The 16,118-nt window shown below is 33.3% G+C and carries 18 protein-coding genes and 1 tRNA gene; 16 read left to right on the top strand and 3 right to left on the bottom strand.

Annotation, left to right across the window (positions count from 1 at the left end):
• Positions 1 to 129: 129 nt before the first annotated feature.
• The 15 genes from MHB61_RS08145 (at position 130) to MHB61_RS08075 (ending at position 11,817) form a co-directional block, all read left to right on the top strand.
• A complete protein-coding gene (locus tag MHB61_RS08145; protein ID WP_021214794.1) occupies positions 130 to 459 on the top strand; it encodes a hypothetical protein in 330 nt (109 codons plus the stop codon).
• Between the two features lie 86 nt (positions 460 to 545).
• Positions 546 to 857 carry a hypothetical protein gene (locus tag MHB61_RS08140; protein ID WP_021214795.1) on the top strand — a complete coding sequence of 104 codons (312 nt, stop codon included), beginning with the start codon at positions 546 to 548 and terminating at the stop codon, positions 855 to 857.
• A 127-nt stretch (positions 858 to 984) separates the two neighbouring features.
• Positions 985 to 1,245 carry a hypothetical protein gene (locus MHB61_RS08135; protein ID WP_003131790.1) on the top strand — a complete coding sequence of 87 codons (261 nt, stop codon included), beginning with the start codon at positions 985 to 987 and terminating at the stop codon, positions 1,243 to 1,245.
• Positions 1,246 to 1,420: 175 nt separating this feature from the next.
• Positions 1,421 to 1,624, top strand: coding sequence for a hypothetical protein (locus MHB61_RS08130; protein ID WP_021463969.1), 204 nt, complete (start codon positions 1,421 to 1,423; stop codon positions 1,622 to 1,624).
• A 124-nt stretch (positions 1,625 to 1,748) separates the two neighbouring features.
• Positions 1,749 to 1,931, top strand: a complete 183-nt coding sequence (locus MHB61_RS08125; RefSeq protein ID WP_021214797.1) for a hypothetical protein — start codon at positions 1,749 to 1,751, stop codon at positions 1,929 to 1,931.
• Positions 1,918 to 3,168, top strand: a complete 1,251-nt coding sequence (locus MHB61_RS08120) for a translation initiation factor IF-2 N-terminal domain-containing protein (RefSeq protein WP_137016430.1) — start codon at positions 1,918 to 1,920, stop codon at positions 3,166 to 3,168. The genes MHB61_RS08125 and MHB61_RS08120 overlap by 14 nt, the downstream gene beginning before the upstream one ends.
• A gap of 8 nt (positions 3,169 to 3,176) precedes the next feature.
• Positions 3,177 to 3,440: a TcpD family membrane protein gene (locus tag MHB61_RS08115; protein ID WP_012897131.1), complete on the top strand. Its 264-nt coding sequence runs from the start codon at positions 3,177 to 3,179 to the stop codon at positions 3,438 to 3,440.
• 13 nt (positions 3,441 to 3,453) lie between these two features.
• Positions 3,454 to 3,864: a TcpE family conjugal transfer membrane protein gene (locus MHB61_RS08110; protein ID WP_021214799.1), complete on the top strand. Its 411-nt coding sequence runs from the start codon at positions 3,454 to 3,456 to the stop codon at positions 3,862 to 3,864.
• A 3-nt stretch (positions 3,865 to 3,867) separates the two neighbouring features.
• Positions 3,868 to 6,471: an ATP-binding protein gene (locus MHB61_RS08105; RefSeq protein ID WP_137016428.1), complete on the top strand. Its 2,604-nt coding sequence runs from the start codon at positions 3,868 to 3,870 to the stop codon at positions 6,469 to 6,471.
• Complete coding sequence (locus MHB61_RS08100) at positions 6,471 to 8,633, top strand: hypothetical protein (RefSeq protein ID WP_137016426.1); 2,163 nt, start codon at positions 6,471 to 6,473, stop codon at positions 8,631 to 8,633. The genes MHB61_RS08105 and MHB61_RS08100 overlap by 1 nt, the downstream gene beginning before the upstream one ends.
• Positions 8,634 to 8,647: 14 nt before the next feature.
• The gene (locus tag MHB61_RS08095) at positions 8,648 to 9,691 is read left to right on the top strand and encodes a phage tail tip lysozyme (RefSeq protein WP_137016424.1); all 1,044 of its coding nucleotides are present in this window, start codon (positions 8,648 to 8,650) and stop codon (positions 9,689 to 9,691) included.
• 21 nt (positions 9,692 to 9,712) lie between these two features.
• Entirely contained in the window at positions 9,713 to 10,204 is a 492-nt protein-coding gene (locus MHB61_RS08090) for an antirestriction protein ArdA (RefSeq protein ID WP_021214805.1), read from the top strand.
• A gap of 77 nt (positions 10,205 to 10,281) precedes the next feature.
• The gene (locus MHB61_RS08085) at positions 10,282 to 10,485 is read left to right on the top strand and encodes a DUF3173 family protein (protein ID WP_021214806.1); all 204 of its coding nucleotides are present in this window, start codon (positions 10,282 to 10,284) and stop codon (positions 10,483 to 10,485) included.
• Positions 10,485 to 11,615, top strand: a complete 1,131-nt coding sequence (locus tag MHB61_RS08080; RefSeq protein WP_021214807.1) for a site-specific integrase — start codon at positions 10,485 to 10,487, stop codon at positions 11,613 to 11,615. Before MHB61_RS08085 ends, MHB61_RS08080 begins: the two co-directional genes overlap by 1 nt.
• Complete coding sequence (locus MHB61_RS08075; RefSeq protein WP_081213310.1) at positions 11,584 to 11,817, top strand: hypothetical protein; 234 nt, start codon at positions 11,584 to 11,586, stop codon at positions 11,815 to 11,817. Before MHB61_RS08080 ends, MHB61_RS08075 begins: the two co-directional genes overlap by 32 nt.
• Positions 11,818 to 12,684: 867 nt before the next feature.
• On the opposite strand, the gene MHB61_RS08070 is transcribed toward MHB61_RS08075, so the two are convergent.
• Positions 12,685 to 12,757, bottom strand: a tRNA-Thr gene (locus MHB61_RS08070).
• Between the two features lie 62 nt (positions 12,758 to 12,819).
• On the bottom strand, positions 12,820 to 13,968 hold the full coding sequence (gene tgt, locus MHB61_RS08065; protein WP_003129711.1) for a tRNA guanosine(34) transglycosylase Tgt: 1,149 nt from the start codon (positions 13,966 to 13,968) through the stop codon (positions 12,820 to 12,822).
• A 191-nt stretch (positions 13,969 to 14,159) separates the two neighbouring features.
• On the opposite strand from tgt, the gene MHB61_RS08060 reads away from it, so the two are divergent.
• The gene (locus MHB61_RS08060) at positions 14,160 to 14,852 is read left to right on the top strand and encodes a DUF975 family protein (RefSeq protein WP_003129712.1); all 693 of its coding nucleotides are present in this window, start codon (positions 14,160 to 14,162) and stop codon (positions 14,850 to 14,852) included.
• 60 nt (positions 14,853 to 14,912) lie between these two features.
• On the opposite strand, the gene MHB61_RS08055 is transcribed toward MHB61_RS08060, so the two are convergent.
• Positions 14,913 to 16,094, bottom strand: coding sequence for an MFS transporter (locus MHB61_RS08055; RefSeq protein ID WP_003129713.1), 1,182 nt, complete (start codon positions 16,092 to 16,094; stop codon positions 14,913 to 14,915).
• Between the last annotated feature and the right edge of the window lie 24 nt (positions 16,095 to 16,118).

The raw sequence follows: 16,118 nt of genomic DNA, 5'->3' as shown, positions 1-16,118 counted from the left end.
AAATTGGCAGGTTTTCCAGTTGATGAAATAGTAACTAAAGTTATCGTAGCTATTATTGTATTTGTGGTTGTTATTGCAATACTTGCGGATATATTTGATTGATAATTAGTTAAAGGAGGAAAGGAAGAGGTGATTATACCTAATGTAGAACATTTTCAAAAAAGAATGTTGAGAGTTCCAAACAACGTCCGAATGCTCCAGTATAAAATGAGTGGATATGAATTTAATTTGAAAAAATTTGAGCAAGGAGTTTATGACCAGCTTTTTTTTTATATTCCAAATGAAACTGAAGCATTAGGATTGCTTAATGAAATAGGCTTGATGTTTCCGCCTGATTCAATGACACGTAAAAAATATTATTCACTCTATCAAGAAAAAAGAATGGCGGATTTGCCTGAAGGCTATAAAATGGCAATTTACTTTTTAATTGATAATGATTTAGCACAAGCAACTTTATGAATTTTCATAAATAAAAACAAAGTTATTTTTCAGATAAGGGAAGGCAAATTTAGTGGAGGGAAAATAAAGAAGAAAAGAGATGAAATATGCCAACTTTAAAAACAGAACTTAACCAAATTGCAACTGATTTAAATGAAATTGAAGCCGTAATTAATGTAGGAAATGCCTTTCAAGATGCTGCTCAAAAGCTCAAAGGAAAAGGGAAAGCACTTCGTACTGTAGAAAATGATACTTCTATTTCAGATGATACAGTCGAAGTTATTGCAAACCGTACAAATGACTTGATTAAAAATCTTGTCAAGGCTTCATCATCATACAATTTCACAAAGAAATCATTTAATGAATTAAAAGGAAAACTGGAAGAAGCACAAGAGCAAGCACGTAGTGGCGCTAAATAAATAGTCCACGAAATCTTTGAAATAAGGGTAGGGTTTGCCTTTCCTTATCTGAAAAATAACAATGTTAAAAGCCTCACTCATGGTAAGGCAAGAGAAAGGATACTCACCATGAGTGAGAAATAAAAATATGACAGTAACAAATATGAGCAAAGCACAACCACAGATTGATTTTTCACTTCATAAAGCACCATATAAAGATTTGTATGATATACAAATTCTTTTTCCTGACGGTACAAATCAATTTTGGTCTGGAATTAATGAAAACAAAGTCATGTGGCTGTGTGAGAAATATAATCCTATTTCAACTCCGCTGTCAATAGCGATTGCTCCTCGATTTTTACCAAAATCAAATATTCAAAAGCCTAATTGGGAAATTAGAAAGGGTTAGAAAATGGATAGAAACAAATATTTAAAATTGCTATTTATTTTGATATTTTCTTAGCAATTTTTGGACTAACTTATTTATTAATGAAATTCTTTGGAGGTTGAATTATGAGTGTATTTGCTGAAAGATTAAAAGAGTTGCGAAAAGAAAAAATCAGCTAAAGAAGAAGGTGAATAAATTGACTTATGAAAAAGCGTGGCGAATACTTGAAAGACAGGCTCGTCAATTCTTTCTGAAATTACAAGAAAGACAAACAGGCGAAACAAATGAAGTTAAACTCCATGATTTTATTAGAGAAAACTTTGAGATTGTGGAATTTGATGAAGATGTGATTATTTTTTGTGATGAAAATGAGCAAACTTATGAACATGATATTGTTTAGAAAATAGCAGATTTAATTGTCTGCTTTTTATTTTAGGCGAAAATGAAAAAAACAAAATATAAATCAAGAACTCCGCCAAATTATTTTGGTGAGATATTATTTTAAATTGAAAAAAGAGGTGAAAATGTACGTTGTAAAAACGCGTGGTAGCTATCTTTGTGCCAATGGTGGAGCGACTAAACACTTAAAATTTGCTTCTACTTTTGATACTAAAAAGAAAGCTGAAGAAGTGGCTGAAAAATGGTTAAGAAGTGATGTATCTTTTAAAGCTGTTGAACAAGAAAGTGAGGAATATGAGCAAAATTAAAATTTATGAATTAGCTGACAAGTTAGGGGTTGAGCGAAATGAGTTACTCTCTAAGGCTCAAGAATTTGGAATTTCAGCTAAATCAACATCAAAATCTTTGAGTGACGCTGAAGTATTAAAACTAGAAAATATCTATAAAAAATCAGATATTTCAGAAGTTATTGAAAAAGAAGAATGTGAATCTGAAATGAAAGTTTCAGAAACAACTAAAATTCCTGAAAAAAAGGAATCGAAATTTTCCCTTCTTTCAAGTCGAAAACCTGAAAAGAATAAACCCAAAATGTTAAAGAAGCAGCCGAATGAAAAACCACCAAAACTAAAAAAGATGTCTGCTAAACAGGCAGGGGCTTTGGTCGTGGGAGGGGTTGTTTTTTTATTTATTGCAAATGTTACTTTAGTTAGTCTAGTGGCAAGTGGATATAAACCCACTCATAAAATCATTCGTGAAGAAGTGAGTGCTACGCAAAAAGCATCAGGTAATGGGCTTGATTTGCAAGCGAAAAATTATCTTGACGGCTTTGTTCAAACTTATTTCACATTCCCTGAAGATGAAAAAGAACAAGAAACAGCAGTTAAAGATATTAATGCTTACTTTGTTCAAAATCTGCCAGTGATTAGTCAAGGTATTCAACGTACACCTTCCAAATTTGAGGGTGCGGTCATGATAAGTTTGACGGATAATGAAGCGACTTATAAAGTGACTTATAGTGCTGGTGAAGTCACAACAAAAGAAGTCAAAAAGGGAAAAGATACAACGAAACAAAATGTGGTGAAATATCATGATGAAACAACTTTGTTTACGATTCCTTACCAAAAAGTAGGTTCAGCTTACTATATTTCAGATGAACCTTATTTTTCAAGTGTTCCTGATTTACAAGCAACTGAAAATCAAGTGCCCACTAAAACGTGGTCTGATTCAGGAAAAACGAGTGATTTTGTAAGAAAAGATTTGGATAAGTTCACAAAATCATTGTTTACCGCTTATACAACTGACGGTGATACGTTGAAATTGATTTCAAAAGGGTTATCTCTTAATAAGGGTCAAGAATTTAAATCTTTAGACCAAGCGACCTATGAAGCAAAAGGGGGAGATAAATATCATGCGGTAGTTCAAATCACAATGAAAAATGCACTCGGTACACATGTAGAAAATTATCAATTTACGATTGAAAAACAAAAGCAGTCATATTTTGCGACTGACTTTAAACACACTTTACCTGAAGGTAAAAAAGAATAGGAGAAAAAATGTTACGAAATATATTAATTAACAATGTTATCTTTGGCGATATTGGGTTGACTGGAGGTTGGTCTTGGTTTCAACAACAAGGACAAATCGTAGTTTGGATAGCTCTTGGTTATCTTGCAGGAAAAGAATTTTTCGGTCGAAAGTATGGAAAAATGATAGTTGTTATTGTTTTTGGTTCATTATTGGCTCTACTCGTCAATAATCCAGGTGGTTTGCTTACACCAGTTGGTAATTTAGTGAAAAAAGTTCTCGGTTTAGGCTAGAAAGGAAGGCGGAATGTCTGAAAAAGCAAAAAAAGAAGAAGTGCCTAAGTTTTCCTATAAATTGTCATTAGACCAACCTTTTTGGATACAGCAACTGACAGATAATTTTGCGTTGAGAAAGGCAGTCCGTCTTTCCTTATTTGCTTATTTTTTCTTAGTATTCATTTTGCTATATTTTACAGTTGGAAAATTGATTCCATATTTTCAATGGCAAGTGAAAGTAGCGCTTACGCTTTTTGCTTCATGGCAAATTTCGGTTAAAGTATCTGATTTGCGCCCAGATGATAAATTACCACCAGTATTTTTGTGGGACTTTATCGTTTATCAATTTGGGTATGGTTTGAAAGCAATTGAAATATATAAGGGTCAAAAATATGAAAAAGTAAAATTGCGAAGTGTAGAAGAATTTATGGAGGAAGAATAAAAAGTGAATAAAGTCGATTTTGAGAATAGAGTTATTTCTGTTCATGATAACTTAGCACTAAGAGATGACGGTTCAGTCATTGCAATGTATGAAGTGCCTGCGTCTATTATTTCAAGTATGGACGTAGAAGGAAAGATAAAATTTAAAAAAAGAACTGAAGCGGTATTTGCTAGTTTAGCACCTAATTTATCGTTTGATATTGGAATGTTACCAGTTCCGATTAATTTAGAAGAACGCTTTGGGGCGCTGTTGGAGGATTGCGCAGATGATACTTATGATATGGCGCTTTATTTCTTGGAAAAAACAAATGAAGATTTATATGGTTCAATTGGTCAACTGATTAACTATAAGTTCTTTATGACTATCCCTTTAAAATCGTTTGAAGTTTCAGGTGATATTAAACAAATGTTAAAAGATGCGTGGGGGCGCTTTAAAGAAAAAGCAGTTGCTGTCGTTCGTCAAACACTTGAATTTGAGATGAACTGGTATGAAGCCTATGACAAGGCGAATGGAGATTTAGAGTTAAATCTTTCATTAATTCAAGGTCGAAAAACAACAAAAAAAGAAACAGGCTTTTATCAACGAGTAGATTATTTACGAGGTCTTAATTATAATCGTGATGAAGAAATAGCATCAATTGAAAGTAGCGTACAAAATATTGATGATACAGTTATTGAACCATTATCAAATGGTGTAATTGGATTGAAAAATAGCTACGGAAAAAGTTTAGTAAAAGCGTTACCTATTGCTAATATGCCAAACGTTGTAAATAATATTCATTTAGTAGAACATGCTCAAAAATTACCGTTTCCTATTGAATTACATTGGAAGTTCCATTTTTCTAAAATGAAAGGGGCTTTTTCTTTAGCATCAAAAGGGGAACGTGCATCAGACCGAATCAAGGAGAACCAAATTGAAGCCTATGAAAATGGTTCAAATCAAAAAGGGTCACTTGCAACTGCTCGTATTATTCTTGATGAAATGACTGACGGTGTAGATAATCGTGAACTCTTTGTCAATTACCTAGCGACTTTTGTAGTTGCAGGTCAAAGTATGAGAGAGGTTAATTATTATAAAAAAATTATTCAATCTGATATGAAAGATATTGGAGTTCAAGTTGTTTCTGGCATGTCAGACCAACTTTATTTCTTCTATAAAAATCGATTTATCGAACAATTGGAAGAAAAAGACAAATATTGTATTCAAGCTATGAAACTTTCATCAGCCTGTGAAAATCTGTTTTTTACTAGTCAAAAAATTGGTTCAGATATCGGTTTTCCTATTGGGCGAATCGACCATGCAGTCGAATCTTGGGCAGGTGACTATAAAAAAGCACTTGCTAGTTCTACCAATGCTGTATTTCTTAACCTGTTTCAAGCTAATAAGCAAGGGATTGCAGGAAAAATTACAGACAATCCAGCTTTTGCCATTGTAGGACAAACTGGTGAAGGTAAATCATTCCTAACTAAAGGACTATTCCTTTGCCACTCACTTCTTAAAGCTCTGACGCTTTATATTGACCCTAAAAATGAAATGAAGGCTCAATATATGAAAATCAAAGCAAAATATGAAGCCGATTTTCCAAAAATGGAGTTTGAAATTGAACAAGCACGTGAAGCAATTGAAGATGAAGAACAGCTTTACTGGGTAATTCGAGGGATTGAATATAAGTATTATAAACCAGTTGTTGATTATATTAATAACATTCACTTTGTCAGCTTAGATGCAAAAGAAGAAAACAATCATGGAGCATTAGACCCTCTAGTATTTTTACATGGTGATGCTTGTAAGAAAATTTCTGTTAAAGTTACTGAAGAATTGCTTGGTGAAAAATATACAAAAGAAGATAAGTTTGAAATTGCCTTTCTTGAATCTTTAGATGCAGTAATGAGTGAACGAGAAAAAGGAAAAAAAGTTGGTTTATTAAATGTTTTTGAAAGATTATTAGATTCAACAGATGAAATGATTTCTACACGTGCTAATTTGGCTTTAAGAAAAATTAAAAATTCTCAAATGGAACTTGTCTTTTCTCATGGTAAAAATTCAGCCGTTGATATGGACGCACGCATTACAGTATTGGGTGTTACTGGTTTAAATCTTCCTAAAGCAGATGAAAAAATCACAAGCGACCATAAAGAGTCATTAATTATTATGTATGCTTTAGGCGAATTTTGTCGTGAATTTGGGGAACGTGACCGAACACAAGAAACCATAATATTTGTTGATGAAGCGTGGTTCTTTAATAAGACAGAAATCGGAGCATCTATTTTAATGTCAATGAAACGTGTCGGACGTTCTCAAAACAATTTCTTAGGATTGATTACACAATCTATTTCAGATGTGGAAACAGAAGATGATTCAACGGCTTTTGGTACAATTTTTGCTTTTCGTGAACCGACTGAAACAGATAAAGTCCTTAAATACTTTAAACTTCCAGTTGAGGAAACAACGCAGGCATGGTATGACAATATGACTAAAGGACAATGTATCATGCGTGATCCATTTGGACGGACAGCTAGAATTACGGTTGATTTCCAATTACCAGAAGTCACAGTTTTATTTGATACTGTAGAAACTAAAATGAAAAATACAAAGGCGGTGGCATAGTGAAAAAGAAAATGTTGTTATTTGTGGGGCTATTCGCATTTTTAAGTGTTTTAGCCCTACATACTTATGCAGATAGTTCAGGCTTTACTCCTCCGTCAACCCCTGATTTTTCTGTTTCAGACAATAAAAATAATTCAAAAGATGATTCAAAGAATAGCTCAAATGATACATCTAATAAAAAAGTTTCCTCTAATACAGGGAATAGTGGTTTAATCAATCCACCAATTGCTGATAATATGAATGACTATGGAGATGCTAATTCTCCGAGTACAGTAGTAGATGAAGCCAAAAATGAGGAAGCTAGAAAAGATTTAGATAACTATACCTCTTATATGTATGCAAGTGATAAAGTCGTGATACTTCCTTCATTTACCGCAGGTATTCAAATGGTGTTTATACGGTCACAATTTTTCGTGACAAAAACCATTTATCAGTTTGTAAATTTTGTCAATCAAGGATTAAATGGTAATTCAATACTTAGTGATTGGAGGACATCTGTTTTCCAAACTGCTCAAACTATTTACGGTAAGTTTATGAGTCCAGAGTTACTTCCGATAGTCGCTATGGGGCTGTTTTTGACACTTCTATATTATTTTTTACATAAGCAAATGATGCAGGGAATTAGAAAAGTTCTTTTAATCATTGCTTTAAGTACGTTTTTTGTTTATGGGGGAAATAGCCTAGTGACTAAAGTTCATGATGCAATGAATGATGTTACAACAAGTGTTGTTAAAACCATTTCGGTAGCAGGTGTTTCAGGAACTGATAAAAACGACTTATTTACCACAATGGTTAAAATTCCTTTCCTTTACCTTAATTTTGATAATGTCAAGATTGATAAGGACGGAAAAATAAATATTAAGCAGAGTGATATTGACCGTTTGCTTACTTCAGATGATGATAACGATTCGATTAAGAAAATACAAGAAGATTTAAAAGATAAACATTTAACCTTTAAAAAACTAGGGGATAAATTTTTAACAGCACTAGCAAGTATATTTAATGCTTTGTTGCTTGGTGCAATTTATTTATTCTTTTCTATTTTCTCATTCTTTATGGATTTCTTTTTCATCATTTTAGTGTTTATATTACCATTTGCAGCGATTGCATCATTTTTCCCTCGCTTTGAACAAACAATAATCAAATGGGGTAAAACAAGTTTTGGTGTGCTGATTTTATCAGGTTTAGGGGTATTTGGAACAGCTCTCATTGGTCTATTTGACGGAATTGTTAGTCTAGCACTAAGTTCTCTTTTAGGAAGTAACTATTTTTTCATAACACTAGTAAAGATTGGACTTTATATTTTTGTTTATATTAAACGTAAACAAATTATACGTATTTTCTCATCTCATCACATGGGGCAAGGAAAATTCACTGGTCGTATGGATAACATGTTATCAAATGCAAAATCTAAAGCAATGGGAACGTTGAAAGCTCCTGTTTTAGCAGGGTTAACTGGTGGAGTAACCGCAGGTATGCTTGCAGGTAAATTTGCGAAAGATAAAGTTACAGCAGGTACTGGTTCGGTTAGACATGGTTGGGATAACCAACGCTACAATAAAACCTTAGATAAATTGCAAAAAAAGGGTTCTGATTCTGAAAAGGGTCAAAAACTTAATCAACGTGAACAAAAGTTGAGAGAAAAAATGAATAAACGTCAAGGTAAATTCAATCAGTCAGAAAATACAAAGCGTTCTAAATTCCGTGAAGCGTTTGATAAACAACGTTTTCGTAAAAATACTGAAGCATATAATAATCTTCAAAATAAACGCAATGGTAAACGTGAAGGAATAAAAAATATGTATGATGCAACTAATGCTAGAGCAGAGGAATTTCTTAAAAATAAACCTAATTCAACCAATGATAAAAAATCAAAAAGTGAAACATTGGATAAAGTTGACCCAATGATGAAAAATAAATCAAAATCAGCTGACACCATTAAGCCGTCAATTAATAAAAATGTGATTAATGAAGGCAATAAGAATAATTCTAGTGCATCACCAATAATTGCTGAAAATGCAGGAAAACCAAAGGTTTTACATGGTAAAAATATGCCTGAAGGGATAAAAAAAACACAGCAAAAGAAAAAAGAGCCGTGGGAGAAGGATAATGACAATCCATTTAATCAAAAAATACCAGATAATCCATTTGTGATTAAGTAATAGAGAGGTGAAAAATGAAAAAGGTGATTAAACGGAAGGTTATATTATTTAGCCTTCCTTTTTTATTGCTTTTATTGCCAATTCTAGCTTTCTTTGCTCTATTTGTAGGTTCAAGTGATTTATCTTCAGATACAGATATTAATACCTATACACCACAGCAACAAACTGCCAAAGTGATTTGGGATAGAGTTCTAAAAGAAGGTGGAACGAAAGAAGGGGCAGCTGCTTTACTTGGTAATAATCAAGCAGAAAGTGAACTTCAACCTTCAATTATTCAATCTAATGCAACCTATAATGAAGCAAAAGCAATGGATACCACTTTAGGCGGTTATGCTTTCGGTTTGGCTCAATGGGATAGTGGCAGGAGAGTAAACTTGCTAAACTATGCGAAAAGTCAGAAAAAATCTTGGACAGATACTAATCTTCAAGTTGAGTTCATGTTTGAGCAAGACGGTACAGATTCAACGTTACTTAAACAATTAATCAAAGGAACTAATGTTAAGCAAACGACTGAAGATATTATGCGAAAGTGGGAACGTGCAGGGGCGGTTGATAGCCTTCCAAAACGTCAAGGTTTTGCGGAATATTGGTACACGTTCATGACGACTGGTGGTGATAGTGGAACTGGTGGTGGTTCAGGAATTACTCCAGATATACCTTCAGGTTGGACTTTAGATAAACCAATTAATACAAGTGGTTATCTTGCGACAAGTTATGAGTATAAACAATGTACGTGGTTTACATGGAATCGAGCCCAAGATTTCGGTATTACTTTTGGAATGTATATGGGAAATGGTGCTGATTGGCAACATCAAGCAGGATATACTGTAACGACTACTCCAACACTTCATAGTGCGGTTAGCTTTAGTGGAGGTCAAACAGTAGGCGGTCAATGGACTGCTGACCCACAATACGGTCACGTGGCCTTTGTGGAAGGAATACATTCAGACGGTTCAGTCTTGATTTCACAGTCAGGAACTGGTTTTAGTACAGTTTATACTTTCCAAGTATTAACAAAAGCACAAGCTAGTCAATTACATTATGTGATAGGAAAATAAAAAAACAGAAAAGAGAAGAATATGGAAACACCAAAAATTTATGTTGTAAATTTAAACAGTTATAATAATGGAAAAACAAGGGGTAAGTGGTATGAATTACCTGTTGATTTTTCAAGAATTAAATCAGACTTATTTTTAGATGTAGAGCATGGGGAAGAATATGCAATACATGACTTTGAAAATTTTTATGGTTATAAAGTAGGCGAGTATTCGTCAATTCAGGAACTTAATGAGTATGCGGAAAAATTAGAAGAAATTTCTGACAGAGATCATTTAAAAGATTTTCTTGAAATTTATAGTATTGATGATATTATCAATAATAAAGATGATTTGGACTTTGTGGAAGCTGAAAATGATGAAGATTTGGCACAAGAATTAATCGAGCAAATGGGCGGTTTAGAAGTTCTAAGCGTAGAAACGTTACAAAGATATTTTAACTTTGGTGCTTATGGTCGAGATTTAGCAATTGGTGATTATTCAAAAACAAGTCATGGATATATCAGAGATATTTAAAGGTTAAGTAAAAGAGCAAGAGGAATCTTGCTCTATTTTTTTGCGTTATACGAAAATGATAAAGGAGAATAAATTTAATGAATCAAAAACTAATAAACAAACCAATAATTACAAGTGAAGATTTAGAACAATTAGGTATTCCACCAACTCAGGCTAAAAGGGTGGTACATGATGCAAAGAAAAAAGCAGTTTCAGCAGGCTTTACCTTTTATAATGGTAAGCAAAATTTTGCACCATTTAAATTTATTTGTGAAATTATAGGGATTGGAGAAGTAGCATAATGGCAACAATAAGATATAGGCAACGTGGAGTAAAAAAACTTTGGCACTATGAAATTAGAGATGAATCAGGAAAAAGTTTAGCTTATCAAGGTGGTTTTAAAACAAAAAGAATGGCTCAACTAGTTGGAAGTCCTATTTTTCAAGAAATTCAAAATGGAAGTAAGTTAAATCCAGAAATGACTCTGCCTAACTTATATGCTTACTGGCTTGATGTGAAAATTAATAGTAAAAATTTAGAAATAGCAACTTTTAGAAAATACTCTTATTATAAAAATGTGATTCAAGAAAACTTTGATATTCCAATAAAAAATATTAAGACAAGTCAGTATCAACAAAAAATGAATGAATTGGGAGAAAAAGTTAGTTACGATGTTTTACAAAGAATAAATAGTGTTATTCATAAGTCTATACAGTTGGCGAAAAGTGATAAAGTGCTTGTTGATGACTTTACACTAGGAGTAGATTTAAATACTCAAAAGAAGTCAAAACTGATTGAGGATAAATATCTTCATAGTACATCAGATATTATGAAACTACAAGGGGAATTAAGACAAAGATTAAATTATAAAAAATCAGTTGTCCCTTATGTACTTTATTTTTTACTCTCTACTGGTATGAGATATGGCGAAATGATTGCTCTTACGTGGAATGACATTAATTTTGAAGATGAAATAATTCATACATATCGAAGATTTAACACCTCGCCAAAAATTTGGAAATTTGTTGCTCCAAAAACTAATATTTCAATCCGAGATATTCCATTAAACGAAAATGATATAAAGGTTTTAAAAGGTTTAAAGAAAGTTCAGGAGTTGAGTAACGCCGAATTAGAAATCAAAAATAAATACAATTTAGTGTTTCAGCATTACGGCTTATCACATGATGTACCAAGTACAGTATCAAGCAACAAAGCTTTAAGAAAGATTTTGGAGGATACGAAAATAAGACCCTATAACTTATCGGTTTATGGATTAAGACACACAAGAGCTAGTTATCTTATTCATTCAGGAATACCTGTGGATATTTGCGCAAAAGTTCTAGGTCATACTGTACTACAATTTGAAAAAACCTATCGTCATTTGTTATCTGAAAAGAGAGATGCAGGTTTTGAAGCAATTAGAAAATTATAAAAAAGTTTGGTTAAATATTTGGTTAAATATTTGGTTAAATATTTGGTTAAATATTTGGTTAAATATTTGGTTAAATATTTGGTTAAGTATTTGGTTAAATATTTGGTTAAGTATTTGGTTAGGTATTTGGTTAGGTATTTGGTTAGGTATTTGGTTAGGTATTTGGTTGGGTATTTGGTTGGGTATTTGGTTAGGTATTTAGTTAGCTATTAGTTAAATATTTTTAACTAATTTATAAAGGATAAATAAAGGATAAATAAAGCCATTTGATAAGACCCCCTTTTTTTCTCATTGACAGAAGTATCTATATATACTATAATTTACTTATACAATAATTACACCATATAATATACTAAAACATTTACTAAAAGTGTTACTGAAATACTTACTAAATTATTTACAAAAAGTTTATAAAATATTTATAGATTGGCTAACAAATAAGCTAACAAATAAGCTAATATATTTATTATTAAGAGAGTATCTACTGGCAACATTTAGACAAAGTAAAAAAAGAACTTGCGTGTACAAGTTCTTTAAAACCATTGGTAAGTTTCATAGTATTATGGTTGCAACATAGCAATGAAGTCGTTTACTGGGGAGTTAACGACTTTTTTTGATAACTATTATACTCTATTTAAAAAGTTTATAGATATCAAGTAAAAGATGAATAAGCTCAATTAAGCAAATAATCTTTTCAATCATTATTGAGATTTACTTTCATATAAGGGAATAACCTTTTAAATAAACAATAATCCAAGGCACCAACTCCCTTCAAAACTTATGAAGTTTCCTACTCAATGGTCTACACCTATTTTAGCAGATAATACAAGATGACACAATATATAGATTAAATTATGTAAACACACTCAATATCTTGTGTTTATTGAGTTTAAAAGAAAAAGATAAATAAAGAGCTTGAAATGTAATTTATTTGTTAATTAAATGAAATTTAATATAATTAATTCTTAGAGATTAATTAAAACAATAAATAATGGGGCAAAAAGAGGGGTAAATAAAAAAAGATAAACAAAAAAACCTTATATACCAACGATATAAAGTTTTTTATCTATGCCGAGTGCAGGAATCGAACCTGTGACCCCTTCGTTACGAGTGAAGTGCTCTACCGACTGAGCTAACTCGGCACAAAATGAAAGTGGTTACCCACTTTTATTATGATACAACTTTTTAAACCTATTTTCAAGAACTAGAAGTCTTTGGCATTGGGTTGATTGTAGCCGTAACGCTCACAGAAATCTTCTCGGAATTCCAGAAGGTTGTCATCCATAATGGCCCCGCGAACGTCTTTCATTAGATTTACGAGGAAGTGAAGATTGTGGTATGAACAAAGACGAAGGCCAAAAGTTTCATCGGCTTTGATTAAATGACGAAGGTAGGCGCGTGTATAGTTAGTGCATGTGTAGCAATCGCACATTGGGTCAAGTGGAGTAAAATCGTGTTCGTATTTAGCATTACGAATGTTAACTCGACCGAAATGAGTCATTAGAGTTCCATTACGAGCAATTCGTGTAGGAAGAACGCAGTCAAACATATCAACTCCACGGATAACTCCATCAATCAAGCTGTCTGGTGCACCAACACCCATTAAATAGCGGGGTTTGTCTTCTGGAAGCATTGGTGTTGTAAAGTCAAGGACAGCATTCATTTCTTTATGAGATTCACCAACGGCAAGACCACCGATAGAATAACCAGCGAAATCCATTGAAGTCAAGTCTCTAGCTGATTGACGACGTAAATCTTCAAAACCAGCTCCTTGAACAATTCCGAAAAGTCCTTGGTCATTTGGACGACGGTGAGCATTGAGGCCACGCTCAGCCCAACGGGAAGTTCTTTCAACAGAGGCTTTGACATAGTCATAGGGTTGATAGAAAGGTGGACATTCGTCAAAGGACATCATGATGTCAGAGCCAAGATTATTTTGAATGCTTATTGCTTTTTCGGGGTTAAGAAAAAGTTCACGTCCGTCCAAATGGCTCTTGAACTTAACGCCTTCTTCTGTGATATTTTTTTTGTTTTGAACTAGGCTGTAAACCTGGAAACCACCACTATCAGTCAGGATAGGTTGGTCCCAATTCATAAATTTGTGAAGACCGCCAGCTTCAGCAACAAGTTCATCTCCGGGGCGTAACCAGAGGTGGTAAGTGTTTGAGAGAATAATCCCTGAGCCTAATGTTTTGAGTTCTTCAGGACTCATTGTTTTAACGGTAGCTTGAGTACCTACGGGCATAAACATTGGAGTTGGGAAGGTACCATGTGGTGTGATGATTTCTCCTAATCTTGCTCCTGTATGTTTTTCTTTTTTTATTAATCTGTATTTTATTGCGTGTTCTGTCATAAGATTCCTTTATTTACTCGTAGAATTGAGTCTTCTTGTAGCTTAAAAAGCAAGCACTTATAAGTATAACAAAAATTAAACGCTTTTTATAGATGATTTTTTGAAAATCGGGCGAAAGTCTTAGAGATTTTGCCTATTTATTGGTATAATTAAGTAAATATAATGTAAGACAAATTATTGGGAGGTATTTTATGTCAAGATGGGAATTGAAAAATCAAGCCAAAGGAGCTTTAAAAGATAATTTTGGTTCAAAAATGTTACTCTTTATTATTCCAATTATTGCGGGGATTTTAGGTGGAGGAAATGGTGTAAAGCAGTCCATGGACTACAATACTTCTAATTTTGATAGTATTCCAGGTAGTGTTTGGATGGTGATTAGCTTTGCGACTTTGCTTATTGCTATTTTAATGATTGTTGTAGCCTTGTTTGTTTCAGTTGTAACAGTTGGGGCAATTTTTAACTATATCAAAATTTTCCGTGGTGAACGAAATAATCCACAATTTAAAAATGTTTTTGGACCTTTCTATGATGGTTCAGCTGGCAAAATTATTCTTTTAAGTATTGTCAAAGGGGTGATTTTTGTTGCCTTGATGTTTATCCCAGTGATTGGTTGGGCATTTGCAATTTATTTGGGACTTGGTTGGTCACAAGCAACTTATGTTTTGTTTGATCAGTTAGAAGAAGGACGTTACAGCGGTGTTATGGGCGTTCTTAGCGAATCAGCAACAATGATGAAAGGTTTGCGTGGAAATTACTTCATTTTCAAGTTGAGTTTCTTCTGGTGGTATGTTCTTTATGGTATCTCAGGTGGTTTAGCAGGATTCTGGACTACTCCTTACCTCAACATGGCTTCAATTGCTTATTACGAAAATATTGGTAAATAATAAAAAAGCTGTCAAAGTTACTGACAGCTTTTTTTATTTACTGACAGAACAATCAGTAGCTTAATTTTCACGTTTAGCATGACGTCCATGAACGAAATGGTAAATGACAGCAATTAGAAGTGCAAGAATTGCTGAGGCAAAATAGAGATTACGATAGCCTAATAGAGGCATAAACATTCCTAAAATAAAGGGTCCAAAACCGACACCCATATCCATAAAGCCAAAGAAAGTAGAAGTTGTGATTCCTAAACGATGAGCTTCTGAATTACGGATGGCAATTGCTTGTCCAAAAGGCGAAAATGAGCCGTAGCCTAAACCGATAAATATAGCAGCAAGGAGCAACATCCAACCAGAATGAGCAAAACCAATCAGTAAAAGGCCAAGTGCAAAGAAGAGGTAGGTTGGATACATTACAAAGTTATCACCAAAGCCGTCAAAGACACGACCAGTAATTGGACGAGAAAGAAGGACAGTAATGGCATAAACTAAGAAGAAAAATGAGGCAGCCTCTGAAAGGTTAATATTACGAGCGTAAGCATCCATAAATGACAGAATACTTGAGTATGAAATACCTATGAGAAAGGCAATTAATGAAATTGGTAAAGCTTCTTTTTCAAAGTAATTTGACCAAGCGAATTTTTTATGCACTTTATTATCGACAGAATTAGAGCTGTCAGTAGTTTTTTCAACATGTATGAAGAAAATTCCGACTAAGGCAATAAATAAAAGTAAGGCAGAAAGCCAAATTAATGAATAAAAACCTGATGTCCGGTAAAGAAACATTGATAAAAAGGGACCAACTGCTGACGATAATGTGACAGAAAGCGCATAATAACCAATTCCCTCACCACGTCTTGAAGAAGGAACAATGGCACCAGCCAAAGTTCCAGAAGCTGTTGCAGCAATACCGAATCCAAGTCCATGTACAAGACGTAAAATTAATAGTAGAACGACACTATGCACAAAGAAATAAGCAAAGGTAAGCAAGAAATAAATGAGTGTTCCTATGTACAAAAGTTTTTTTGCACCAAGGCGTTTCATATTATTTCCAGCCCAAAGTCGAGCAATAAATCCGCCGACAATAAAAATTCCAGATAAAATACCAGCGATACTAGCAGAAGCGTGATAACGTTCCATAGCCATTGTACCAATAACAACAGTAGGGAGATAAAAAACAAGATAAAAAATAAAATTAAGTAACATATTAACAACGAAAGTTGTTGTCCAAAGTTTTTCTTTCATAAAGTTCCTTTCTTTGAGAAAAAT

Origin of the sequence: Lactococcus sp. FSL K6-0773, from assembly GCF_038006485.1 — a bacterium.
In the GTDB taxonomy this organism is placed as follows: domain Bacteria; phylum Bacillota; class Bacilli; order Lactobacillales; family Streptococcaceae; genus Lactococcus; species Lactococcus lactis.
Note: the sequence above shows the minus strand (reverse complement) of the source record. Positions and strands in the feature narration are given on the sequence as shown.

What these genes read in the sequence shown, in the direction of transcription:
- MHB61_RS08140 (WP_021214795.1), top strand. Translation starts at nt 546, where the DNA reads ATGCCAACTTTAAAAACAGAACTTAACCAAATTGCAACTGATTTAAAT.
- MHB61_RS08135 (WP_003131790.1), top strand. Translation starts at nt 985, where the DNA reads ATGACAGTAACAAATATGAGCAAAGCACAACCACAGATTGATTTTTCA.
- MHB61_RS08125 (WP_021214797.1), top strand. Translation starts at nt 1,749, where the DNA reads ATGTACGTTGTAAAAACGCGTGGTAGCTATCTTTGTGCCAATGGTGGA.
- MHB61_RS08120 (WP_137016430.1), top strand. Translation starts at nt 1,918, where the DNA reads ATGAGCAAAATTAAAATTTATGAATTAGCTGACAAGTTAGGGGTTGAG.
- MHB61_RS08115 (WP_012897131.1), top strand. Translation starts at nt 3,177, where the DNA reads ATGTTACGAAATATATTAATTAACAATGTTATCTTTGGCGATATTGGG.
- MHB61_RS08110 (WP_021214799.1), top strand. Translation starts at nt 3,454, where the DNA reads ATGTCTGAAAAAGCAAAAAAAGAAGAAGTGCCTAAGTTTTCCTATAAA.
- MHB61_RS08095 (WP_137016424.1), top strand. Translation starts at nt 8,648, where the DNA reads ATGAAAAAGGTGATTAAACGGAAGGTTATATTATTTAGCCTTCCTTTT.
- MHB61_RS08090 (WP_021214805.1), top strand. Translation starts at nt 9,713, where the DNA reads ATGGAAACACCAAAAATTTATGTTGTAAATTTAAACAGTTATAATAAT.
- MHB61_RS08085 (WP_021214806.1), top strand. Translation starts at nt 10,282, where the DNA reads ATGAATCAAAAACTAATAAACAAACCAATAATTACAAGTGAAGATTTA.
- MHB61_RS08080 (WP_021214807.1), top strand. Translation starts at nt 10,485, where the DNA reads ATGGCAACAATAAGATATAGGCAACGTGGAGTAAAAAAACTTTGGCAC.
- MHB61_RS08075 (WP_081213310.1), top strand. Translation starts at nt 11,584, where the DNA reads ATGCAGGTTTTGAAGCAATTAGAAAATTATAAAAAAGTTTGGTTAAAT.
- tgt (WP_003129711.1), bottom strand. Translation starts at nt 13,968, where the DNA reads ATGACAGAACACGCAATAAAATACAGATTAATAAAAAAAGAAAAACAT.
- MHB61_RS08060 (WP_003129712.1), top strand. Translation starts at nt 14,160, where the DNA reads ATGTCAAGATGGGAATTGAAAAATCAAGCCAAAGGAGCTTTAAAAGAT.
- MHB61_RS08055 (WP_003129713.1), bottom strand. Translation starts at nt 16,094, where the DNA reads ATGAAAGAAAAACTTTGGACAACAACTTTCGTTGTTAATATGTTACTT.